Source organism: Streptomyces sp. NPDC050738 (assembly GCF_040654175.1).
In the GTDB taxonomy this organism is placed as follows: Bacteria; Actinomycetota; Actinomycetes; order Streptomycetales; family Streptomycetaceae; genus Streptomyces.
Genome location: NZ_JBFAHN010000001.1, coordinates 292,636 through 314,274, shown reverse-complemented (window position 1 = coordinate 314,274; position 21,639 = coordinate 292,636). Strand labels below are relative to the sequence as shown.

The 21,639-nt window shown below is 70.1% G+C and carries 23 protein-coding genes; 13 read left to right on the top strand and 10 right to left on the bottom strand.

The window, feature by feature from the left end; genetic code table 11:
- The first annotated feature begins 89 nt into the window (after positions 1 to 89).
- The gene (locus AB0H78_RS01445; RefSeq protein WP_363232690.1) at positions 90 to 749 is read left to right on the top strand and encodes a DUF4232 domain-containing protein; all 660 of its coding nucleotides are present in this window, start codon (positions 90 to 92) and stop codon (positions 747 to 749) included.
- A 167-nt stretch (positions 750 to 916) separates the two neighbouring features.
- Positions 917 to 2,068 (top strand): substrate-binding domain-containing protein, encoded by a 1,152-nt coding sequence (locus AB0H78_RS01440; RefSeq protein WP_363232136.1) that lies wholly within the window; start codon positions 917 to 919, stop codon positions 2,066 to 2,068.
- A gap of 9 nt (positions 2,069 to 2,077) precedes the next feature.
- Here the strand turns inward: AB0H78_RS01440 and AB0H78_RS01435 are convergent, their stop codons facing one another.
- Entirely contained in the window at positions 2,078 to 3,037 is a 960-nt protein-coding gene (locus AB0H78_RS01435; protein ID WP_363232135.1) for an NADP-dependent oxidoreductase, read from the bottom strand.
- A 71-nt stretch (positions 3,038 to 3,108) separates the two neighbouring features.
- On the opposite strand from AB0H78_RS01435, the gene AB0H78_RS01430 reads away from it, so the two are divergent.
- Positions 3,109 to 4,104, top strand: coding sequence for a helix-turn-helix domain-containing protein (locus AB0H78_RS01430; protein ID WP_363232134.1), 996 nt, complete (start codon positions 3,109 to 3,111; stop codon positions 4,102 to 4,104).
- Between the two features lie 2 nt (positions 4,105 to 4,106).
- Here the strand turns inward: AB0H78_RS01430 and AB0H78_RS01425 are convergent, their stop codons facing one another.
- Entirely contained in the window at positions 4,107 to 5,003 is an 897-nt protein-coding gene (locus AB0H78_RS01425) for a sigma-70 family RNA polymerase sigma factor (RefSeq protein WP_363232133.1), read from the bottom strand.
- A gap of 84 nt (positions 5,004 to 5,087) precedes the next feature.
- On the opposite strand from AB0H78_RS01425, the gene AB0H78_RS01420 reads away from it, so the two are divergent.
- Together AB0H78_RS01420 and AB0H78_RS01415 are read left to right on the top strand one after the other, a co-directional pair.
- Positions 5,088 to 5,540, top strand: a complete 453-nt coding sequence (locus tag AB0H78_RS01420) for a carboxymuconolactone decarboxylase family protein (protein WP_363232132.1) — start codon at positions 5,088 to 5,090, stop codon at positions 5,538 to 5,540.
- A 31-nt stretch (positions 5,541 to 5,571) separates the two neighbouring features.
- A complete protein-coding gene (locus tag AB0H78_RS01415) occupies positions 5,572 to 6,282 on the top strand; it encodes an N-acyl homoserine lactonase family protein (RefSeq protein ID WP_363232131.1) in 711 nt (236 codons plus the stop codon).
- 8 nt (positions 6,283 to 6,290) lie between these two features.
- On the opposite strand, the gene AB0H78_RS01410 is transcribed toward AB0H78_RS01415, so the two are convergent.
- From AB0H78_RS01410 to AB0H78_RS01400, 3 genes are read right to left on the bottom strand one after another with little or no spacing between them, the layout of a single operon-like run.
- A complete protein-coding gene (locus AB0H78_RS01410; protein ID WP_363232130.1) occupies positions 6,291 to 6,542 on the bottom strand; it encodes a hypothetical protein in 252 nt (83 codons plus the stop codon).
- Entirely contained in the window at positions 6,539 to 7,669 is a 1,131-nt protein-coding gene (locus AB0H78_RS01405; RefSeq protein WP_363232129.1) for a hypothetical protein, read from the bottom strand. Before AB0H78_RS01405 ends, AB0H78_RS01410 begins: the two co-directional genes overlap by 4 nt.
- Positions 7,670 to 7,691: 22 nt before the next feature.
- The gene (locus AB0H78_RS01400) at positions 7,692 to 8,192 is read right to left on the bottom strand and encodes a hypothetical protein (protein ID WP_363232128.1); all 501 of its coding nucleotides are present in this window, start codon (positions 8,190 to 8,192) and stop codon (positions 7,692 to 7,694) included.
- A 117-nt stretch (positions 8,193 to 8,309) separates the two neighbouring features.
- Here AB0H78_RS01400 and AB0H78_RS01395 point away from each other — a divergent pair, with 117 nt between their 5' ends.
- Together AB0H78_RS01395 and AB0H78_RS01390 are read left to right on the top strand one after the other, a co-directional pair.
- Positions 8,310 to 9,455 carry a histidine kinase gene (locus AB0H78_RS01395; RefSeq protein ID WP_363232127.1) on the top strand — a complete coding sequence of 382 codons (1,146 nt, stop codon included), beginning with the start codon at positions 8,310 to 8,312 and terminating at the stop codon, positions 9,453 to 9,455.
- Complete coding sequence (locus tag AB0H78_RS01390; protein ID WP_363232126.1) at positions 9,452 to 10,135, top strand: response regulator transcription factor; 684 nt, start codon at positions 9,452 to 9,454, stop codon at positions 10,133 to 10,135. Before AB0H78_RS01395 ends, AB0H78_RS01390 begins: the two co-directional genes overlap by 4 nt.
- Before the next feature lie 12 nt (positions 10,136 to 10,147).
- On the opposite strand, the gene AB0H78_RS01385 is transcribed toward AB0H78_RS01390, so the two are convergent.
- Positions 10,148 to 10,528 (bottom strand): DUF4234 domain-containing protein, encoded by a 381-nt coding sequence (locus AB0H78_RS01385; RefSeq protein ID WP_363232124.1) that lies wholly within the window; start codon positions 10,526 to 10,528, stop codon positions 10,148 to 10,150.
- 120 nt (positions 10,529 to 10,648) lie between these two features.
- Positions 10,649 to 11,632: a helix-turn-helix transcriptional regulator gene (locus tag AB0H78_RS01380; RefSeq protein ID WP_363232123.1), complete on the bottom strand. Its 984-nt coding sequence runs from the start codon at positions 11,630 to 11,632 to the stop codon at positions 10,649 to 10,651.
- Between the two features lie 139 nt (positions 11,633 to 11,771).
- On the opposite strand from AB0H78_RS01380, the gene AB0H78_RS01375 reads away from it, so the two are divergent.
- Both AB0H78_RS01375 and AB0H78_RS01370 read left to right on the top strand, forming a co-directional pair.
- The gene (locus tag AB0H78_RS01375; protein ID WP_363232122.1) at positions 11,772 to 11,969 is read left to right on the top strand and encodes a hypothetical protein; all 198 of its coding nucleotides are present in this window, start codon (positions 11,772 to 11,774) and stop codon (positions 11,967 to 11,969) included.
- 1 nt (position 11,970) lies between these two features.
- Positions 11,971 to 12,291: a (2Fe-2S)-binding protein gene (locus AB0H78_RS01370; protein ID WP_363232121.1), complete on the top strand. Its 321-nt coding sequence runs from the start codon at positions 11,971 to 11,973 to the stop codon at positions 12,289 to 12,291.
- Positions 12,292 to 12,383: 92 nt separating this feature from the next.
- On the opposite strand, the gene AB0H78_RS01365 is transcribed toward AB0H78_RS01370, so the two are convergent.
- Positions 12,384 to 12,761, bottom strand: coding sequence for a TIGR03618 family F420-dependent PPOX class oxidoreductase (locus AB0H78_RS01365; RefSeq protein WP_363232120.1), 378 nt, complete (start codon positions 12,759 to 12,761; stop codon positions 12,384 to 12,386).
- A gap of 113 nt (positions 12,762 to 12,874) precedes the next feature.
- Between AB0H78_RS01365 and clpB the strand changes: the two genes are divergently transcribed.
- A complete protein-coding gene (gene clpB / locus AB0H78_RS01360; RefSeq protein WP_363232119.1) occupies positions 12,875 to 15,469 on the top strand; it encodes an ATP-dependent chaperone ClpB in 2,595 nt (864 codons plus the stop codon).
- A gap of 225 nt (positions 15,470 to 15,694) precedes the next feature.
- Positions 15,695 to 16,234, top strand: coding sequence for a YbjN domain-containing protein (locus tag AB0H78_RS01355; RefSeq protein WP_363232118.1), 540 nt, complete (start codon positions 15,695 to 15,697; stop codon positions 16,232 to 16,234).
- A gap of 6 nt (positions 16,235 to 16,240) precedes the next feature.
- On the opposite strand, the gene AB0H78_RS01350 is transcribed toward AB0H78_RS01355, so the two are convergent.
- Both AB0H78_RS01350 and AB0H78_RS01345 read right to left on the bottom strand, forming a co-directional pair.
- Positions 16,241 to 17,344, bottom strand: a complete 1,104-nt coding sequence (locus tag AB0H78_RS01350) for a hypothetical protein (protein WP_363232689.1) — start codon at positions 17,342 to 17,344, stop codon at positions 16,241 to 16,243.
- Between the two features lie 183 nt (positions 17,345 to 17,527).
- Positions 17,528 to 18,706 carry a pyridoxal phosphate-dependent aminotransferase gene (locus AB0H78_RS01345; RefSeq protein ID WP_363232117.1) on the bottom strand — a complete coding sequence of 393 codons (1,179 nt, stop codon included), beginning with the start codon at positions 18,704 to 18,706 and terminating at the stop codon, positions 17,528 to 17,530.
- Between the two features lie 777 nt (positions 18,707 to 19,483).
- Between AB0H78_RS01345 and AB0H78_RS01340 the strand changes: the two genes are divergently transcribed.
- Entirely contained in the window at positions 19,484 to 20,020 is a 537-nt protein-coding gene (locus tag AB0H78_RS01340; protein ID WP_363232116.1) for a DUF2617 family protein, read from the top strand.
- Between the two features lie 36 nt (positions 20,021 to 20,056).
- Positions 20,057 to 21,613, top strand: coding sequence for a polyamine aminopropyltransferase (locus tag AB0H78_RS01335; RefSeq protein ID WP_363232115.1), 1,557 nt, complete (start codon positions 20,057 to 20,059; stop codon positions 21,611 to 21,613).
- Positions 21,614 to 21,639: the final 26 nt, after the last annotated feature.

Genomic DNA, 21,639 nt, shown 5'->3' with positions numbered 1-21,639 from the left:
GGTCTCTGTGGCACCAGGGTGTGGGGGGAGCGCCGGAGGTGATCTTTTCATGGGGGTGGAGGGGCGGCAATGGAATGATCGGGGGCGTGATGATTTCGATACGGCGGTCCGTGCCCGCCCTCGCCGCTCTCGCGGTGCTCACCGCGGCAGGGGCGACGGCCTGTACACCCCCCGGCGAAGGGGTGCCGACGGCGGACGAATCGGGTGGGCGTCCCTCGGCCTCGGCCACGGACTTCCGGGTGCATGCCGATCCGCTGCCGACGGGTCCCGACGGGAAGCCCACGCTTCCGCAGGCCTCCAGGGACACCTCGCCAGGTGCGGCGGGCGTCGACTGCACGGGGAAGCAGGGGCTGGTCATCACGCCGGAGCGGGTGAACGCCGCGATGGGATTGCGTGCCATGGGATTCACGCTCACCAACTGCGGTGGCCGTCCGCTCGCCCTGAACGGCTACCCGGACCTGCGCATCCTGGACGCGGACCGCAAGCCGGTCACCCCGGCCGCGACGCCTTCGCCGTACGAGAAGAAGCCCGCCCCCGTCACCCTGCTCTCCGGTGAGAGCGCCTCGTCGTCGGTGGTCTGGCGGAACACGGTGACGGATGCGACCGTGACCGCCACCGTCGGCCGCTATCTGCGGATCGCCCCGGCGGCCGGGGACGCGGCGCAGACCGTGAGTTCCGGCGAGCTCATCGACCTGGGCAACACCGGGAAGGCGCAGGTCACTCCGTGGGTGCGGCAGCGCGCACGGTGAGAGCGGGCGGAGCGGGAGGTTCCACTCGGCGCCGTCGTCACACGGGAAGCACGGAATGTTCTTTTCTGTCTCGTTAAGTGGCTGCCTCTTGACGGTGGCGTGAAGGCGGCGTTGGCTTTCAGCCACCTGGGTCGCAGCGCTGCGCCCTTGTCCGGAAGGCACGTGTTGTGAACACCCGTAACACCCCTCAGAACCACCATGTCCGTCTGCGTCGTACGGCCATAGCCCTGGTCTCCTCGGCGGCGGCCCTCTCCCTGTCCGCCTGCTCGGCCATCGACGCGTTCGGTGACGGCGGCAAGGGCACGGCCGGTCCCACGAAGGGAAACGATGTCACGGTGGGTCTGCTCCTTCCGGAGACGGAGAACTCGCGTTACGAGAAGTTCGACTACCCCATCATCAAGAAGCAGGTCGCGAAGCTGACCGACGGCCAGGGGAAGGTCGAGTACGCCAACGCCGCGTCGGACGAGAAGAAGCAGAAGAGCCAGCTCCAGCGCATGATCGACGACAAGGTCGACGCGATCCTGCTCGACGCGGTGAACTCCAAGTCCATCGCGAGCGGCGTGAAGGCGGCCCAGGACGCGGGCATCCCCGTCATCGCGTACGACCGGCTGGCCGAGGGGCCGATCGACGCGTACGTCTCGTTCGACAACGAGCTGGTCGGCGAGGCGCAGGGCGGGGCGATCCTGAAGGCGCTGGGCTCCCATGCGTCCAGCAGCAAGGTCGTGATGATGAACGGCTCGCCCTCCGACCCGAACGCGGCCCAGTTCAAGCAGGGCGCCCTCTCCGAACTCCAGGGCAGCGTCCAGATCGTGAAGTCGTACGACACCAAGGACTGGAAGGCGGAGAACGCCGCGGCCAACATGAAGAAGGCGATCGCCCTCGTCGGTGCGCATGACATCGATGCCGTGTACGCCGCCAACGATGGCCTGGCGGGCGCCGTGATCAACGCCCTGAAGGACGCGGGCGTCGACGAGATCCCGCCGGTCACCGGCCAGGACGCGGAACTCGCGGGCGTGCAGCGGGTCATCTCGGGCGAGCAGTACATGACCGTCTACAAGCCGTATCCGGACGAGGCGTCCGCCGCCGCCGAGATGGCCGTGCTCAAGGCGCAGGGCCGGAACTTCGAGTTCGAGGCACTCGCCGCCGACACGATCGACAGCCCCACGAAGAAGGGCGTCCTCTACCGGATGATCCCCGTGGTCACCCTGACGAAGGCCAACGTCAAGACCACCGTGGTCGCCGACGGCATCTACACGGTCAAGCAGATCTGCACGGCGAAGTTCGCGACGGACTGCACGGAGATCGGCCTGCGGAAGTAGCCCGCACGCTCAGGCCACCGTGAGGACGATCTTGCCTGTCGTACGGCCCGACTCGCCGATCTCATGCGCCTTCGCCGCCTGCGCGAGCGGCAGCACCGTGTCGATCGCGACGCGGAGGCTGCCCGCCTCGACGAGCGCGGTGATCTCGTCGAGGCCGGCGTGGTCGGGCTCGACGATCGTGAAGACGGCGCGCTTGCCCGAACGGGCGGCCACCGGGGCCAGTTCGACCTCCGCCGGTGACGCGATCGAGAGCACGAGGCCGCCGGGGCGCAGCGTTTCGAGGGAGCGCGGGCCGTACTCCCCGCCGATCGCGTCCAGCACGATGTCGATGTCGGCGACGGCGGTCTCGAACCGCGTCCGCGTGTAGTCGATCACCTCGTCGGCGCCGAGCGCGCGCACGAAGTCGTGCTTGGCGGCGCGGGCGGTGCCGATGACGTACGCCCCGCGCGCCTTCGCGATCTGCACGGCGACGTGTCCGACGCCGCCCGCCGCCGCGTGGATCAGGACGCGCTGCCCCGGCTGTACGTCGGCCGCGTCCACCAGCGTCTGCCAGGCGGTGAGCGCCACGACGGGCAGGGCGGCGGCCTCCACATGGGAGATCCCGGCGGGCTTGCGGGCGAGGTGGCGGGCGGGGGAGACGACGAACTCCGCGTAGGCGCCCGCGGCCCGGGGCAGCAGCGGCATGCCGTACACCTCGTCGCCCACCGTGAACGTGCTGACGCCGAGGCCGACTTCCTCCACCGTCCCCGAGACGTCCCAGCCGAGCGGCACGGGCGCACCACCCGTCAGCCCGCCGGTGGCCCGGTGCCACCAGTCGGTCGGGTTGACGCCGGCCGCGTGGACGCGGACCAGGACCTCGGAGGGGCCGGGTGCGGGGCGCTCCACCTCGACGAGGCGCAGGACTTCGGGGCCGCCCAGGGTCTCCTGGCGGATGGCGTTCATGGTGGGGGCGGTCTGTGTGGTGGTCATGTGGATCAGCCTGGACGAACGGACACGCACATTCGAGTGGCCGGATGGCCACAGTGTGGAAGGATCTGGCCATGGCCAGCTCACCGCACCGCGTCGTCGTCCTCGCCCTCGAAGGTGTCTATCCCTTCGAACTGTCCATCCCGGTAAGGATCTTCGGTACGGCGGAGGCCCCGGACGGCTCTCCGCTGTACGAGGTGATCACCTGCAGCGTCGACGGAGCCCCGGTCCGCACCAGCGCCGACTTCACGATCAACGTCGAGCACGGCGCCGAAGCGATCGCGACCGCGGACACCCTGGTGATCCCGCCCTTCGAGTGCGGCATCGGCGACGAGGAGCGCGACTGGCTCCCCGCACCGGTCGCGGCGGCCCTGGCGGGCCTGCGTCCGGGTGCGCGCACCGTCTCGATCTGCACGGCGTCGTACGTCCTGGCCGCCGCGGGTCTGCTCGACGGACGCCCGGCGACCACCCACTGGAACGAGGCGCCCCACTTCCAGCGCGCCTTCCCCCAGGTGAAGGTCGACGCCGGCGTCCTGTTCATCGACGACGGCGACGTCCTGACGGCGGCCGGCGTCGCCGCGGGCGTCGACCTCTGCATGCACCTGCTGCGCCGCGACCACGGCTCGGAGGTCGCGAACCGGGTGGCCAGGCTCTGTGTCGTACCGCCGTGGCGCGAGGGCGGCCAGGCCCAGTACATCGAACGCCCGCTGCCCGAACCGGCCGCCGCGACGACGACGGCGACCCGGGCCTGGGCACTCGGCGAGCTCCAACGCCCCATCGCCCTGGGCGAATTGGCGGCACACGCGCGCATGTCCGTCCGTACCTTCACGCGCCGGTTCCGCGAAGAGGTCGGCATGACCCCCGGCCAGTGGCTCACCCAGCAGCGGGTGGAGCGGGCCCGCCGCCTCCTGGAGACGACGGACCTGGGCGTCGACCGGGTGGCGGACGAGTCAGGCTTCGGTACGGCGGCCTCGATGCGCCAGCATCTGGTGGCGGCCATCGGGGTGTCCCCGATGGCGTACCGGCAGACGTTCCGTGCGGCGGGAGACCGTACGGCGGTGGCGCGTTGAGCTCAGTCGGCGGGGAGTGACGCGGCGATCGCCGCGAGGCGCTCCGGGTCCGCGACGAGGTTGATCTGGACGACCTTGCCGCCGGACACCGTGAACGCCATGAGCGCGCTCGGACGGCCCTTGACCGTCGCGAAGAGACCGACCTCGCCGTTGATGAGGACCAGGCGCGAGTACGGCGCGTTGCGCGAGAAGGTGACGGCACCGCTCGCCACGGCGGTCGCTCCCCGTACGAGACGGGACAGGGCACCCGCACCGGCGTCCACCCGGAAGACGATGTCCGGGTCCAGGACCGAGACCAGCGCCTCGAAGTCCCCGTCGCGGGCGGCCGCCATGAACGCCTCGACGACCTCGCGCTGGAGCGCCTGGTCCGGCTCGGGGACCGGCGCCGAGCCCTCCACCTTGCGGCGGGCGCGGCTGGCGAGCTGACGGGTGGTGGCCGGGGTGCGGTCCACGATGGCGGCGATGTCGTCGAAGGGGACGGCGAACATGTCGTGGAGTACGAAGGCGAGCCGCTCGGCCGCCGGCAGGGTGTCCAGGACCACGAGGAGCGCCAGGCCGACCGCGTCCGCCTGGATGACCTCCTGCTCCGGGTCGACGACCGCCGTGTGCGCCGGATCGAGGCGGCTGACCGACGCAGGGTCGGGGATGTGGGTGTCCAGGAGGTCCTCGCGGCGGGCCTTGCGCGTACGCAGCATGTCCAGGCAGACGCGGCCGACGACCGTCGTGAGCCAGCCGCCGAGGTTCTGCACGGCGGAGAGGTCGGTGCGCTCGGCCCTGAACCACGACTCCTGGACCGCGTCCTCGGCCTCGGCGACCGAGCCGAGCATGCGGTAGGCGACCGCCCTGAGATGGGTGCGGTTCTCCTCGAAGCGCTCGGCCAGAAGATTCTTCTCGTCCACTGTCACATTCCCCCGTCGCGATCCGTCAGTGCTGTGTACGGACGAAAACAGACTGTTCGGAAAGCTTACGAAGGAGTACCGATCATGAAGGCACGAATGACGAACCCGGCCCAGGTCGTTCCCGGCGCGATGACCGCCATCCTGGACCTGGTGAAGGCGATCGAGAAGAGCGCGGGATCCGGGGTCGTGATGGAGCTCGTGCACATGCGCGTCTCCCAGATCAACGGATGCAGCGCCTGCGTCGTCGGAGGTATTCCCGGCGCCAAGAAGGCCGGGGTGACCGAGGACCAGCTGCACGCGGTCGCCGTCTGGCGCGAGGCCCCGTACTTCAGCGACGCCGAGCGCGCGGCCCTGGAGCTGGCCGAGTCCGCGACCCGACTGGCAGACAGTGCGGGCGTTCCCGACGACGTCTGGGACGCGGCCGCCGACCACTTCACCGAGGACGAGCTCGCCGCGATCATCCTGATGATCGGCCTGACGAACCTCTTCAACCGGCTCAACGCCACGACCCGGCAGGTCGCGGGCGCCACCTGGTAGGCGGGCGGGGCCGGTTGGCAGTATGGGGCGGATGGTGACCTTCAGCGAACCACCCCCTGTACGCCGGCTGGATCTGGGGTACTTCGTACGCCCCGCTTCCGAAACGGGAAGCGGGGAGCCGCGCGTCGAGCCGGTCCTGGCATATCTCGTACGGCACGAGGACGGCCTCCTGCTCTTCGACACGGGGATCGGGGACGCCGGCCCGGAGGCAGAAGCCCACTACCGCCCGCACCGCAGACCTCTTCAGGAGGCCCTGGCGACAGCCGGCGTGGACGTCGCGGACATCACCCAGGTCGTCAACTGCCACCTCCACTTCGACCACTGCGGCGCCAACCCGCTCTTCCCCGCCACCCCCGTGTTCGTCCAGCGCGAGGAGCTGGCCACGGCCCGGCTCGGGGAGTACACCGCCGGCCAACTGGTCGAGTTTCGCGGGGTGTTGTACGAGGAGCTCGACGGCGAAGCCGAGATCCTGCCGGGTGTCCTGATCCTCCCGACCCCCGGCCACACCGCGGGCCACCAGTCCCTCGCGGTACGCGCCCCCGACGGCACGGTGGTGCTCGCCGGGCAGGCCCACGACTTCGCCTCGCACTTCGCCTCGGCCCAGCTGGCCCGCCGTGCCGCCCTGGAGGGGGTGGCGGGCCAGCTGCCCGGGTATCCCGGCTGGCTGGACCGTATCGCCGCGCTCGACCCGCGCCGCGTGCTCTTCGCCCACGACAACTCGGTCTGGGAACCGGCCGGTTGAGGTTGAGGTCAGGGCTCGCAGGTGCGGGACTGGCCCGAGCAGAGGTGGTCCTCGTCCGGGGGCGGGTCGTCGAGGCTGTTCCAGCCCACGACGGCGGCGTACACGGCCCAGAGGATGAAGGCGCTGCAGGACAGCATCATCACCCACAGGGCGGCCTTCTTGGCCGTGGCCGTACGGCGGGACGCGTGCACCTCCGGGCGCGGATCGGACCCGGATTCCGTACGACGCCCCAGGTGACGTCCGGTGTGGCGCTTGCTCATGCCGTCGTCGTCATCTCGTCCGAGCTGCCCACGACATCGAAGTCCCGTGCGGTGCCGACGGTGTTGAGGTGGGCGATGTCCGCCTGCTCAAGGTCGGTGTTGAAGGGCTTGGGAAGCCCCGAGTGCTGGGTGCGCCGGTGCTCGCTCGGGGTGCCCCAGTCGTACCGCTTCTGCACCTCGACGTGGTACGTGATCGTGTCCCCGTGCTTCTCGCCGACCGTGCGGTACTGCATGTGGTTGAGCGCGTAGTACCAGTCCATGCTCTTGTCGCCGTCCGCCGGGTCGGGCGCGGTCGACTGCCACTCGGTGGTGAAGGGACCGTCCGGACGCTTGCGCACATCGGAGTCGAGGGTCTTGTCGACATCCTTCTGGAAGGCCGGGATGTCCTTCATCATCTGCTGCGGCTCGACCTCGACGGTCTTTCCGCTGCCGTCGAGATAGTGCTGCACCAGACCCGCCGCGTTGACCATGCCCTTGGCGTTGAGAGCCGCGCCCATGTTGTTGAGCTGGTTGTGGACCTTGCGGTCGTGGGCGGTGGCGTCCTGGCTGTCGAAGGCGCGGTTCTCGGTCTCGAAGTTGTCCGTCGTACCGAAGATCACCTTGAGGCTCAGCGTCAGCCACTCGTCGTCCGCGGCCGCCTTCTTCAGCAGGGCCTTGGCCTGCTCCTCGATGGAGTGGGCGGTCTTCGCGCGGTCGTCGGCCACCCGCACCGACTCGGGATCGGAGGGGTCGGTGAGCGACGACCAGGCGACCGAGCCGTCGTCGTTGATGGTGATGCCCTTCTCCTGCCCCTGCCGCCGCAGCTCCAGGGCCGCCTTCTGGTGCCCCGCAAGTCCCTTGACCCCGCCGGTGCTTCCCGCGGCCCCGTCCGCCTCCTCGTCGATGAACTTCCGCAGCGCCTTGACCTCCTGGTCGAGCGCTCCGAGGTCCATGTGCACGCGGCCGCAGTACGCCTCGGCCGCATCCCCGCCCTCCCCCTTCCAGGTCTCCTCCCGCAGCGGCTTCAGGACCTGGTCGCCGAAGCCGTCCTGGGCGTCGGCCACCACCCGGTGTATCTGCTCCCAGAGCTGCGCGAACTTCTCCAGGCCCGCGACATCGAGTTCGATGAGCCGGTTGAACGTCACCATGAGGTTGCTGTCCCTGTCCTCTTCAGCCGCGGAAGTACGCGGCGTTGGTGGTCTCGAGGTCGTCGTACGCGTCCGCGCAGACACGGAAGTTGTCCGCGCCGCGGTGCAGCCGGTCGCGTATCAGCTGGTTGATGTCCTCCCAGCGGCCCTGCATCTCGTCGATGCTGGACGCGAAGTCCCATCCCTTGGCCGACCATCCGAGCGCCTTCGCCGCGTCCGCCGCCGGACCGATCAGCCGGGCGAGCGCCTCGGCCACCTGGTCGCAGTCGGACGCCCTGTGCCGCAGCCAGTTGGGGTCCACCCACAGGTCGGGGTCCACCTCCCACTCCGGCCTGGGCGTGGGCGAAGGGTTGGGGGAGGGGGACGGCGTGGGTGACGGTGTGTCGTCACCGCTCCCGCCGCCGCCCGGCGGGGACGGGGGCGGGGTGAGGCCCGGCGACGGGGTCGGCGAAGGGCCCGAGGTGATGCCCACCTGGCTCACCGGCCCCGATACGTCGAGGCGTTGGTGCGGTACGTCGGTCATGGAGCCCCCGTGGTTGGTGTGTTCACGATCAACTCCACGGTACGACGCCTCGTCAGCCCCCGGTCGTACGCCCTCGGGCTCATGTCCCGCCGCAGGCCAGAGGGTTACTGTCGCACCATGGTGATGAGACGCGGGGAGCTGGGCCGCATACGGACCGCGCTGTCCTGGTGCGGGGCGCTCCTCTGCGCGCCGCTCATGCTCGTCGTGGTGCCACCGAGCCCGCACGAGCGGGCCGACGGCGTGGTGGCGCTCGCGGCGGGCGCCCTCACGGCCCTGTGCCTCGGGCTGCTGCGGCGCAGGCCGCTGGCCGCGCTGGTGTTCCTGCTCCTCGGGTCGGCCGTCGCGGCGGCTTCGCACCCCTCGTGGCCGGTCACCTACCTCCTGCTGTTCGTGGACGTCTCCGTCGTCGGCTACATCGTGGCGACCAGGCCGCGGCAGAACGGGGCGGTGGCCGCCGTGCTCACCCTGCTCGTGCAGATCTTCGACACCGCGTACGTTCCGATCGGCCTGAGCTCTGCCGCGATTCCCGCACTCGCGGTCCTCGCCGCCTGGCTGCTCGGGAACTCCTTCCGCGAGCGCCGCGAGCACGCGGCGGAACTGGCATCGCGGTCGGCGGTACAGGCGGTCACCGACGAACGGCTGCGTATCGCAAGGGAGTTGCACGACATGATCGCGCACAGCATCGGGGTGATCGCCATCCAGGCGGGGGTCGGCAGCCGGGTCATCGACACCCAGCCGGCCGAGGCCCGCAACGCGCTCACCACCATCGAGACCACCAGCCGCGAGACCCTGGCGGGCCTGCGCCGCACGCTGGGCGCCCTGCGCCGTACGGACTCCGGTACGGACACCGCCCCGCTCGACCCCACCCCCGGCCTCGCGGAACTGGACCGGCTGGTCGCCTCCACGCGGGACGCGGGGGTGCGCGCGGCCGTCGACTGGCAGGGCGAGCGGCACCGGCTGCCCGCCGACATCGACCTGGCCGCGTTCCGCATCGTCCAGGAGGCGCTGACCAATGTCGTACGGCACGCGGGCACCCAGGAGTGCCGCGTGACGATAGACGTGCGCGATCCGGAAGCCCTGGCCCTCGCGGTCGTCGACGAAGGAAAGGGAGGCCTCGTGGCCGCTGGCGGCTTCGGCCTGATCGGTATGCGCGAGCGAGTGGCGCTGCTGGCGGGGGAGTTCACGGCGGGCCCCCGTGCCGAGGGCGGCTTCCGGGTGGCCGTACGGCTGCCGCTGCCCGCCGGGACGGAGGCGGCCCGATGACGGCGACCGCGCCCATTCCCCTGCCCATCCGTATCGTCCTCGCCGACGACCAGCCCCTGGTCCGTTCCGGCCTGCGCGTGCTGATCAACGACACCGCGGGGATCGAGGTGGCAGGCGAGGCGGGCACCGGCGCGGAAGCGGTCGAACTGGCGGCGTCGCTCGCCCCGGACGTCGTGATGATGGACATCCGTATGCCCGGCATGGACGGCATCGAGGCCACCCGGCGGATCACGGCGGCGGGCGCGCGTCCGCACGTCCTGGTCCTGACGACCTTCGACGACGACGAGTACGTCTATGCGGCCCTGCGCGCCGGAGCCTCCGGCTTCCTGGTCAAGGACATGGCCCTGGAGGAGATCATCGGAGCGATCCGGGTGGTCGCCGCGGGTGATGCCCTGATCGCCCCGAGCGTCACGCGACGCCTGATCGGCGAATTCGCCTCACGTCCCGAACCGGCGCCACCCGTACGGGAGTTGGCGGCCATCACGGAGCGCGAGCGCGAGGTGCTCGGTCTGGTGGGCCGCGGTCTGTCGAACCAGGAGATCGCCGCCCGGCTGCACATCACCGTCGCCACGACGAAGTCGCACGTGGCGAGGCTGTTCACGAAGCTGGACGCACGTGACCGCGTCCAGCTCGTGATCATCGCGTACGAGACGGGGCTGGCGGCCCCGCCGAGGGGATGACGGCTGCCGGGCTCAGACGCGGGCGTCCCAGATGGTGTTGAGCTTGCCCTGGTAGTACAGCGGCATCAGGCCGAAGACGAAGAGGAGCAGCACACCGACGCCACCGGAGCAGTCGGAGGTGACACCGGCCGCGCCCTGCGCCTGGGCGATGCGGGAGCCGGTCCTCGCGACGGAGACGAACGGCGGGACGATCAGGATGGAGCCGAGCGTCACGGCGAGCAGGGCCTTGCCCGGGCTGACCTCGATCGTCGGGTCGATCTCCTTCACCTGCTTGTTGACCTTGTAGTACCAGACCATCCAGTAGATGCCGAACGTGATGAGCGTGAGCAGCCAGACCCCGACGGGGCTGGAGCTCTTGCCCGCGGGCGCCTGGGTGTGGGTGTCGGTGGACATGGATCTCCCCGGTAGCGGTGGTGCTGAAGTTCCCTCTGAGGTGGGGGGAGGGGGATTCAGGAGCGTACGGGGTGTCAGATGTGATGAGGGTGTGAAGGCCGTTACGGATCCATCACGAAATCAGGAGCCGCTCTCCTGCGCCAGGATTCCGGACTGGGCGATGAGATAGCCGAGTTGGGCGCGGCTGCCGCTGCCCAGCACCGCGGCGAGTTTGGCGATGTGGGCGCGGCAGGTCCGTACGTTCATGCCCAGCCGGCGCGCTATCGCCTCGTCGACGTGCCCCTCGATGAGGAGCTTGGCGATGGAGTGCTGGATGTCGGTGATGCCGTCGGGGGCGGTCTCGTAGGGGGCGCCGGCGCTCAGGGGGACCGCGCGGCCCCACATGAACTCGAAGACCTTGATGAGGTAGCGGACAAGGCTCGGGTGGCGGACTTCGAGCGCGACCTGCTGGTCTTCGCGTACGGCGATGAAGGCGACCGTCTCGTCGCAGATGACGAGCCGCTCGACGAGCTCGTCGATCGTGCGGTACTCGACCTTGCCGTTGGAGAGCTGGTCGACGTAGGCCAGCTTCTTCGGGTTGTACCGGGCGGTGTGCTGGTAGAGCGTCCGTATGCGCACGCCGCGCTCGATCAGCGGCCGGTCGCGCTCCAGGCCCAGCAGGAGGCTGCGTTCGGAGATGTGGAAGCTCGGCTGGACGGTGAGCATTTCCGTCTGGCACTGGATCGTGGACAGGTTGAGCGCCGCGTTGATCCGTTCGCTGCCTTCGAGGACGGTGATGGAGTGGGCGGAGGCCGCGTCCTGTGCGCTGAGGTTCATGAAAGGCTCGAAAGCATCGGCCAGTTGGATGGACAACCGCCTGCGCTCCGTGATTTCACGTTCTATGGGGTTGAGCCGTCGCGCGAGGGCGACCGACGGCGGGACCGGGCAGAGCCAGTTCGGGTCGGCGGGGTCGGCGTGCAAAAGGGCGGAATCCAGCAGGCAGGGGGCAGATTTCACGTCCACGCGGGCGACCCGACCGGTGCGCAGGGCGTGCGCGTAGAGCCGACTGCCCTCGTCGCACAGATCGGTTGCTGCATGGGGATGTATCGCTTTGGCCTGATTCATTGTGAAATCTCCACCCCCCAGGGTCCTGCAGGTGCAGGAACATGATGCATCGATTGTGTGGCCATGACGTGCCTGAATAAGCCATCGTCTTACTCAGTGAGCGGGGGAAGGGGACCTTCAAGTGAGGACGAAGTCGACTATGGGTAAGAAACTGCTTCGCCTGGCGCCTGCCGCCGCTTTCGCAGCCCTACTGGCCTTCGGGGCTCTGGGTGGCCTCTCCAACGCGAAGAGTGATGTTCGCGCCGACAGCTCGTGGCCGTCGATCGGCGCGTCCACCAACGGCGCCGACGACAGCTCTTGGCCCGTGGCCCCGTCGGGCGACGGGTCCGGGAACTGAGATGACGACACCACCCGACGACAGAACCTTCCGTCGGGAAATGGCGACCGCCTACCGTTCCGGCTGGCACTTCATCGATCTGGGTTCGGCCATTCCCCACCGCGGCGACTCGCTGATGGTCACCCTGTTCGGCGAGCCGATCCTGGTCGTGCGCGAAGAGGACGAGGACGTCAGGGCCTACCGATGTCTCCGCAAGCCCAGGGGCGCCCCACAGCCCGTGCGCTGCGCCATCCGGTACGGCATGGTCTTCGTCAATCTCGACCGGCGCGACCACCAGCTCATCGAGCCCGACACCAATCAAGCCATCCCCCGCAGTGCCTGAAGCGATTCCCCCGTCGTTGTAAATCGCTCAGGCGCTTCCCCCACACAGCGGCGCCACCGTGACCTGAACACGGTGGCGCCGCTGTGCTGCGTTCAGCTGTTTCCCAGCGTCCGGTCCACCGTGATCTCGATGAGGATCCGGTCCGGGTTGGGTGCCGGGGTGCGCCCGTACCGCACCGCGTAGCGGCTCACCGCGTCGGCGATCGCGTCCTGCCCGGTCCGTACGACCGCCCGCCCCTCCAGCGTCGCCCACCGCCGGCGGTCCACCTGGCAGACCGCGACCCGTGCGTCGGCGGCGGCGGCCAGGACATGGGCGACCTTGCGCGACGTTTTGTTGGCGATGATTCTGGCCACCCCCTCCTCCGGGTCGTACGTCACGCCCACCGGCACCACATGCGGTGTGCCGTCGGGGCGGAGTGTGGTCAAGGTGCAGAGATGGTTCTCACGCCAGAAGCTGGCCATGGTGGTCATGGGGGCGAATGTATCCACCTCACCTTGAGTGGAATAGACTCAACTTTGTACAGGTTGACGCAGTCATAGATGGCAGAGACAGAGCCCCTATCCGCTAGGAGGAGAGAGCACACGTGGAAGCAGAGCTGACCAACAAGAGCCGGGACGCGATCAACGCGGCCACCAGCCGGGCCGTGTCCGGCGGGCACCCCGACCTGACCCCCGCCCACCTGCTGCTCGCCCTCCTGGAGGGTGAGGACAACGCGAACATCACCGACCTGCTGGCCGCGGTCGACGCGGACCAGGCCGCCGTACGTAAGGGAGCCGAGCGGATCCTGTCCGCGCTGCCCTCCGTGGCGGGCTCCACGGTCTCGCCGCCGCAGCCCAACCGCGACCTGCTCGCCGTCATCGCCGACGCGGACCGGCGCGCCAAGGAGCTCGGAGACGACTACCTCTCCACCGAGCACCTGCTCATCGCCATCGCGGCCAAGGGCGGCCCGGCCGGCGACGTACTGTCCGACCAGGGAGCGACGGCCAAGAAGCTCCTTTCGGCATTCGAGACCAGCAGGGGAGGGCGCCGGGTGACCACTCCCGACCCCGAGGGCCAGTACAAGGCTCTGGAGAAGTTCGGTACGGACTTCACGGCCGCGGCCCGCGAGGGCAAGCTCGACCCGGTCATCGGGCGGGACGCGGAGATCCGCCGCGTCGTGCAGGTGCTGTCCCGGCGTACGAAGAACAACCCGGTCCTCATCGGTGAGCCCGGCGTCGGCAAGACGGCCGTCGTCGAGGGGCTGGCCCAGCGCATCGTGAAGGGCGACGTACCCGAGTCGCTCAAGAACAAGAAGCTGGTCTCGCTCGACCTGGGGGCGATGGTCGCGGGCGCCAAGTACCGCGGCGAGTTCGAGGAGCGGCTGAAGACCGTCCTCTCCGAGATCAAGGAGAGCGACGGCCAGATCATCACCTTCATCGACGAGCTGCACACCGTCGTGGGTGCCGGCGCCGGCGGCGACTCCGCCATGGACGCGGGCAACATGCTCAAGCCGATGCTGGCCCGCGGCGAGCTGCGGATGGTCGGCGCGACGACCCTCGACGAGTACCGCGAGCGCATCGAGAAGGACCCGGCGCTGGAGCGCCGCTTCCAGCAGGTGCTGGTCGCCGAGCCGACCGTCGAGGACACGATCGCGATCCTGCGCGGGCTCAAGGGCCGGTACGAGGCGCACCACAAGGTGGTGATCGCGGACTCCGCGCTGGTCGCCGCCGCGACCCTCTCGGACCGGTACATCACCTCGCGCTTCCTCCCCGACAAGGCCATCGACCTCGTCGACGAGGCCGCGTCCCGCCTCCGTATGGAGATCGACTCCTCGCCCCTGGAGATCGACGAGCTGCAGCGCTCCGTCGACCGCCTGCGCATGGAGGAGCTCGCCCTCAAGAACGAATCCGACGCCGCCTCCAAGCAGCGCCTGGAGAAACTGCGCCGCGACCTCGCCGACAAGGAGGAGGAGCTGCGCGGTCTGACCGCACGCTGGGAGAAGGAGAAGCAGGGCCTCAACCGCGTCGGTGAGCTGAAGGAGAAGCTCGACGAACTGCGCGGCCAGGCGGAGCGCGCCCAGCGCGACGGCGACTTCGACACCGCCTCCCAGCTGCTGTACGGGGAAATCCCCGGCCTGGAGCGGGAGTTGGAGGAGGCCGCCGAGGCGGAGGCCGAGGTACGGACCGACACCATGGTCAAGGAGGAGGTCGGCCCCGACGACATCGCGGACGTGGTCGGCTCCTGGACCGGCATTCCTGCGGGACGCCTCCTGGAGGGCGAGACGCAGAAGCTCCTGCGCATGGAGGACGAGCTCGGCAAGCGGCTGATCGGCCAGAGCGAGGCCGTGCAGGCCGTCTCGGACGCGGTGCGCCGTACGCGCGCGGGAATCGCCGACCCCGACCGGCCCACCGGCTCGTTCCTCTTCCTCGGCCCGACCGGTGTCGGCAAGACCGAGCTGGCGAAGGCGCTCGCCGACTTCCTCTTCGACGACGAGCGGGCGATGGTCCGCATCGACATGAGCGAGTACGGCGAGAAGCACTCCGTGGCACGGCTGGTGGGTGCGCCGCCCGGGTACGTCGGCTACGAGGAGGGCGGCCAGCTGACGGAGGCCGTGCGCCGGCGACCGTACAGCGTGGTGCTCCTCGACGAGGTCGAGAAGGCCCACCCCGAGGTCTTCGACGTGCTGCTGCAGGTCCTCGACGACGGCCGGCTGACCGACGGCCAGGGCAGGACGGTGGACTTCCGCAACACCATCCTGATCCTGACCTCCAACCTCGGCAGCCAGTACCTGGTCGACCCGCTGACCAAGCCGGAGGAGAAGAAGCAGCAGGTCCTGGAGGTGGTCAGGGCGTCCTTCAAGCCGGAGTTCCTCAACCGCCTCGACGACCTGGTCGTCTTCTCCGCCCTGTCGCGCGACGAGCTGGCGCACATCGCCGAGCTCCAGATCGGCCGCCTCGCGAAGCGGCTCGCGGAGCGCAGGCTCACGCTCGACATCACGCCCGAGGCGCTGGCCTGGCTGGCGGACGAGGGCAACGACCCGGCCTACGGGGCGCGGCCCCTGCGCCGCCTCATCCAGACGGCGATCGGCGATCGGCTGGCGAAGGAGATCCTCGCGGGCGAGGTCACGGACGGTGACACGGTGCGCGTGGACCGGTTCGAGGACGGCCTGGTCGTAGGCAGGGCAGAAGCAAAGGAATAAGCCCGCAGCGGGCTGCATCCCCCGGGGGACGACCCCCGGACCCCCGGCCGGAGGTTCGTCGCGAATAAGCCCGCAGCGGGCTGCATCCCCCGGGGGACGACCCCCGGACCCCCGGCCGGGGGTCCGTCGCGAATAAGCCCGCAGCGGATAGTGCCCGGCGGGGGTTGCCAGCCCCCGCCCGGCATGGGGGAGGATGGCGGGACTCGTACCGAAGGGCTCCAAGACATGAGCATCGACCCGTCCTCCATTCCGAACTTCGGGGGCCAGCCCGATCCGCAGGCCGGACCGGCGGGCCCCGTCGTTCCCGACCAGGACCTGGTCAAGCAGCTCCTCGAGCAGATGGAGCTGAAGTACGTCGTCGACGACGAGGGCGACCTCGCCGCGCCGTGGGAGGAATTCCGCACGTACTTCATGTTCCGCGGCGAGGACGACCAGCAGGTCTTCTCGGTCCGGACGTTCTACGACCGTGAGCACAAGATCGAGGAGAAGCTCCAGCTCCTCGAGCTGATCGACGACTGGAACCGCCGCACCCTGTGGCCGAAGGCCTACACGCACACCCACGACGACGGCTCGGTCCGTCTCATCGGTGAGGCGCAGATGCTGATCGGCACCGGCGTCAGCCTGGAGCACTTCGTCTCCTCGACGGTGAGCTGGGTGCGCGCCTCGATCGAGTTCGACAAGTGGCTCGTCGAGCAGCTCGGCCTGGAGCAGGACCTGGAGTCCGGCACCGAGGGCGACGAGAAGCCCGAGGGCGACGAAGCGTAAGAGCCTCTAAAGAGGCATGTGCGCGCTGGTCAGCAGATACGCGCCATAGCTCAGCGAAAGCCCGGCGAGGGCCGTGATCACCACGATCGCGGTCCTCGGCCGGGCTTTTGCCATGGCGAGCGCGAGCGGGATCAGCAGCGGGAAGGCGGGCAGCAGGAAGCGCGGCTTGGACTCGAAGAAGCCGGCGCCGCCGACCGCGACCAGGAGCAGGGCGCCGGAGTAGATCAGCAGGGCCAGGGGCGGGCGCTCCAGGATGAGCAGTACGTACAGGAGCACCGCGGCGCCGACGATCAGCGCGCTCACCGTGAGGACCACCGGTGCGGGGCGCAGCAGCAGGTCCCGGCCGAGCCGCAGCCAGCCTGCGCCGAAGTCGAAGCGCGAACCCCACTTGTCCTGGACGGCGAAGTAGCCGCCCAGGAGGTCTCCCTTGCGGGCGCCGACCCACAGGACGAATCCCGCCCAGCCGAGCGGCGCGAGCAGCCCGGCCGCCCAGACGCGCGGGGTGCCCCGGCTGCGTACGACCTCGTACAGGGCGGCCGCGCACACGGCCGCGGCGACCGCGTAGCCGTTGGGCCGCGACAGTCCGGCGAGCGCCGCCAGACTGCCCGCCCAGAGCCAGTGGCGGGCGAGCAGCGCGTACAGGGACCAGACGGCGAGTGCGGTGAGCACCGGCTCCGTGTACGCCATGGACAGGACGATCGCGTGCGGCAGCAGCCCCCAGAGCAGCACGAGCAGGGTCGCGGTCCGCCGTCCGTACAGCCGCTCGCCCGTCGCGTAGATCCCGCAGGCCGCGGCTGCCGCCGAGGCCCAGGAGACGAGGAGGCCCGCGCCGCCGCCGGTCACCGGGAGGACGGTCGACACGGCCTTGATGAGCGCCGGGTAGAGCGGGAAGAAGGCCAGGTCGCTCTGGACGTCGCCGTTGGGGTAGCGGAAGGTGCGGGCGCCGTAGCCGTGCGCGGCGATCGAGGTGTACCACTTGGCGTCCCAGCTGTCGCCGATGACGGAGAGCGGGCTGTGCCCCAGGTGCCAGGTCCAGAGGGCGAGCACGGCCAGTCCCGTCAGCCGCACCGCCGCGAACAGCCCGAGCGCGGGGGCCGCACGGCGCAGCAGCGCGGGATGGCGGCGTGCGGTGGCGGGCGCCGGCCGGGTCTCGACGGCAAGGTCGGCGGACAGGGGAAACCTCCGGGCGGCGTACGGGGTCGGACAGACCGACCTTCCGTGCTCACCGGGGAGTGCGCGAGCCCAGGCGGGCCGACCGGGTGGACTGCGCCTTCCGCGGCCGCAAAACCCGTGTCAGGAAAGTCCCTTGAGCCGGTCCACCGCGTCCTGGAGGACCTCGGTGCGCTTGCAGAACGCGAAGCGTACGAAGGGGGCGCCCTGGTCGCGGTGGTCGTAGAAGACCGCGTTGGGGATGGCGACCACGCCGCAGCGCTCGGGGAGCGCGCGGCAGAAGGCGAAGCCGTCGCTCTCGCCGAGCGGGCGGATGTCGGTGGTGACGAAGTAGGTGCCTGCGGGCTTGTAGACCTCGAAGCCGGCCGCCGTGAGCCCGTCGCTCAGCAGGTCGCGCTTGGAGCTCAGATCGGCGCGGAGGTTCTCGAAGTAGGTGCCGGGCAGGCGCAGGGCCTCGGCGACCGCGTACTGGAAGGGCCCTGCGGAGACGTACGTGAGGAACTGCTTGGCCGAGCGGACGGCGGTGATCAGGGCGGGGGACGCGGTCGCCCAGCCGACCTTCCAGCCGGTGAAGGAGAACGTCTTGCCGGCCGAGGAGATGGTGACCGTGCGCTCGCGCATGCCGGGGAAGGAGGCGAGCGGGAGGTGTTCGGCGCCGTCGAAGGTGAGGTGTTCGTAGACCTCGTCGGTGATGACGAGGAGGTCGCGCTCGACCGCGAGGGCGGCGATTGCTCCCAGCTCCTCGCGGGTGAGGACGGTGCCGGTGGGGTTGTGGGGGGTGTTGAGGAGGATGAGGCGGGTGCGGTCGGTGATCGCGTCGCGGAGCTCGTCGAGGTCCAGGTGGTAGGCGCCTTCGCGGGGGCGCAGCGTCACCGGGACGCGGGTGCCGCCGGCCATGGCGATGCAGGCCGCGTAGGAGTCGTAGTACGGCTCCAGGGCGATCACCTCGTCGCCCGGCTCCACGAGGGCGAGGAGCGACGCGGCGATGGCCTCGGTCGCGCCCGCCGTCACCAGGACCTCGGTGTCGGGGTCGAAGGCGAGGGCGTAGCGGCTCTGCTGGTGGGCGGCGATGGCGGTGCGGAGTTCGGGGACGCCGGGGCCCGGGGGGTACTGGTTGCCGCGGCCGTCGCGGAGCGCCCGTACCGCCGCCTCCCTGATCTCCTCGGGGCCGTCCGTGTCGGGGAAGCCCTGGCCGAGGTTGATGGAGCCCGTGGAGAGGGCGAGTGCGGACATCTCGGCGAAGATCGTCGTACCGAACTCGGCCAGGCGGCGGTTGAGCAGAGGGCGCGTCATGGCGGCCATCCTGCGCCGAACCTCTGGAGTTGCTCAACTCTGCTTTGGGCGCGAGAAGGCGGGGGCATCCCCCCTCCACGCAAGGCGCGCGAGGAGCGGGAGCCCGCTGAGGGGCCGCTTCGGGGGAGGAAAGGACGGTGGGGGCGATGCTCGCTTTCATCTTCGGGCTGATCGTGCTGGTCGTGGTGTTCAGGGTGATGGTCGGCTTCATGCGGAGGCGGCGGGTGGCCAGAGGGGGTGCTCCCCTCCGGCGGCGTTCGCACCGTGGGAGTTCGAGCGCCGCGGCAGGCGGCAGCTGGTGGGCGGGGGACAGCGGTTCGGGCTCCGGCGGGGACTCGGGAGGCTCGGGAGGTCACCACTCCGGCGGCCACTCCTGCGGTGGCGGCCACTCCTGCGGGGGCGGCTCGTCCTGCGGTGGTGGCGGGGGATGCGGTGGTTCCAGCTGACACGGGGCAGCTGATTCCACCGGGCATCCCGGACGACGCGCCCGGCGGGGCCAACTCCCGCCGGGCGCGTTCCGGTTGACCCGTTTGTTGAACGTATGAACCGTGAAGCCCCCGAGGGGATGGAAACCCCGTCAAGTTGGGTAAAAATGCTGTGAGCGCCACGCACTTCATGATTCCCTCGCAGTTGAATGAAGAAGTAGCCCTCGGACCTGAAGCAGCCTCCTGAGCAATCGAGCAGGTCTGCGATACGGCCCCGAGCAGGCGTCCCCACCACCCCAGACACCCCTCCCGGGGAGACCCCGGTCCACCCCGCTACACGTGTGTTTTGCGGAGCCCCTCCATGCTCACGACCCTGAAGACCGCCTACACCGACACGCGCGCCGCCGACCTTGCCTGGGCCTTGGGCCGGGAACCGCTGCCCGCCCTGGCCACACTCGACCTCGAACTGGCTGGAGCCAAGCTCCAGATGAGGCTCCTCGGCGCCTCCCACCAGGTACTTCTGGAGGAGGACAACGGCATCTGTTCCGAGACGGTCGCCTGTATCCCCGGGAGCAGCACCCCTTTACCGCTGGGCGTCGCCAAGAGCGTCGGCGACTGGGAGTACGAGTTCGCCGCGTGCGTCGAGACGCTCTCGCCGGGCGCGTTCGGGGGGCGCGCGCAGGAGCTGCTCGCGCTGGTCGCCGACCATCCGAACGGGCTTGCGGGTACGTTTCCCGGCTCGCCCCATGCCTTCACCGCCATGCTGGCGCAGCGCCGCGAAGGGCAGGTGACCTGGCGCACCTGGCATGCGTATCCGCAGGAAGGCCAGCTGGTGGTGACCCGCACGCGCATCGGCGCGCGGAATCCTGCCAGACCGGTATTGCACCCTTGTGGGTGACACGTCGTGAGTGTTTCGTGACGTAGCGTTCCCATCATGATCGACCGGTCCGTGTCCCCCGAGACCCAGGGCGCACGGCTGTCCGTCACTCCGGCGACCGGCCGGACACTTGTTCTCGCCACGGTCTTCATCTGTGCTGCCTGTGGGCTGGTGTACGAGCTGGAGCTCGTCGCCCTCGCCTCCTATCTCATCGGCGACTCGGTCACCCAGGCCTCCGTGGTCCTGTCCGTGATGGTCTTCGCGATGGGCATCGGCTCGCTCCTCGCCAAGCGGCTGCGCTGCCGTGCCGCCGTCGGCTTCGGGCTGATCGAGGCGGCGCTGGCGCTGGTGGGCGGCACGTCGGCGCTCGTGCTGTACGCATCGTTCGCCTGGCTGGGCGGCGCCCGCTATGCGCTGGTGGCCTTCTCGCTCGCCATCGGTGTGCTGATCGGCGCGGAGATCCCGCTGCTGATGACGCTGATCCAGCGGGTGTCGCGGCAGGACGCGGGCGGTGCGGTCGCCGACCTCTTCGCTGCCGACTATGTGGGCGCGCTGGTGGGGGGCCTGGCCTTCCCGTTCCTGCTGCTGCCGATGCTGGGCCAGCTGACGGGGGCGCTGCTGACCGGCGCGGTCAACGCGGTGGCGGGCGGGGCGCTGGTGCTCTGGCTGTTCCGGCGGGATCTGACGGCGCGTTCCCGGTGGTGTCTGATCGCCGCCAACGTGGCGGTGCTGAGCGTGCTCGCCACGGCGACGGTCATGGTCGGCGACTTCGAGGACGCCGCACGGCGCGCGGTGTACGGGGCGCAGGTGCGGGTCGCGGTCCAGACCGACGTCCAGGAAGTGGTCCTCACGGGCCCCGAGCGCGGCCCCCTCGACCTCTTCCTGGACGGCCGGCTGCGGGTGAACGGCCTCGACGAACACCGCTACCACCAGGCGCTGGTCCGCCCGGCGATGCGCGGACCGCATGCGCGCGTGCTGATCCTGGGCGGCGGGGACGGTCTGGCCGCCCGGGAGGTGCTGCGGTACGCAGACGTGCGGTCGCTGACGCTGGTGGAGCTGGACCCCGGGGTCGAGAAGCTCGCCCGCACCGACCCGGCGCTCTCCGCGCTGAACGCGCACGCCTACCGCGACCCCCGGCTGCACGTCGTCACCGCGGACGCCTTCACCTGGCTGCGCTCGCCCGGCCCCCCGCACCAGGCCTACGACGTGGTGATCTCCGACCTGCCCGATCCCGGGATCACCCCGAGCACCAAGCTCTACTCGGAGGAGTTCTACGGCCTGGCGGGCCGGGTCCTGGCGCCGGACGGCCGTATCGCCGTCCACGCGGGCGCGGTCGCCGCCCGCCCCCACACCTTCTGGACGGTGGTCGCCACCCTCCGCTCGGCGGGCCTGCACCCCCTCCCGTACTGCGCGAAGGGCCGCCTCTCGGGTTTCACGGCGGGCCCCGACCGGGCCTCGGGGGCGGGCGGTGCACCGGGCGACTGGGGCTTCGTGCTCGCCTCGCGTACGCAGCCGAGCCTGGGACCCCTGCGGACCGAGGCCTGGTCGCCGGTGGTGACGAAACCGCTCAAGCTGCCCGCATCGACCTTGGTGCACCCGAGATACGGGAGCTAAAGGACTGACGTGTTCCGGGTCTCTGA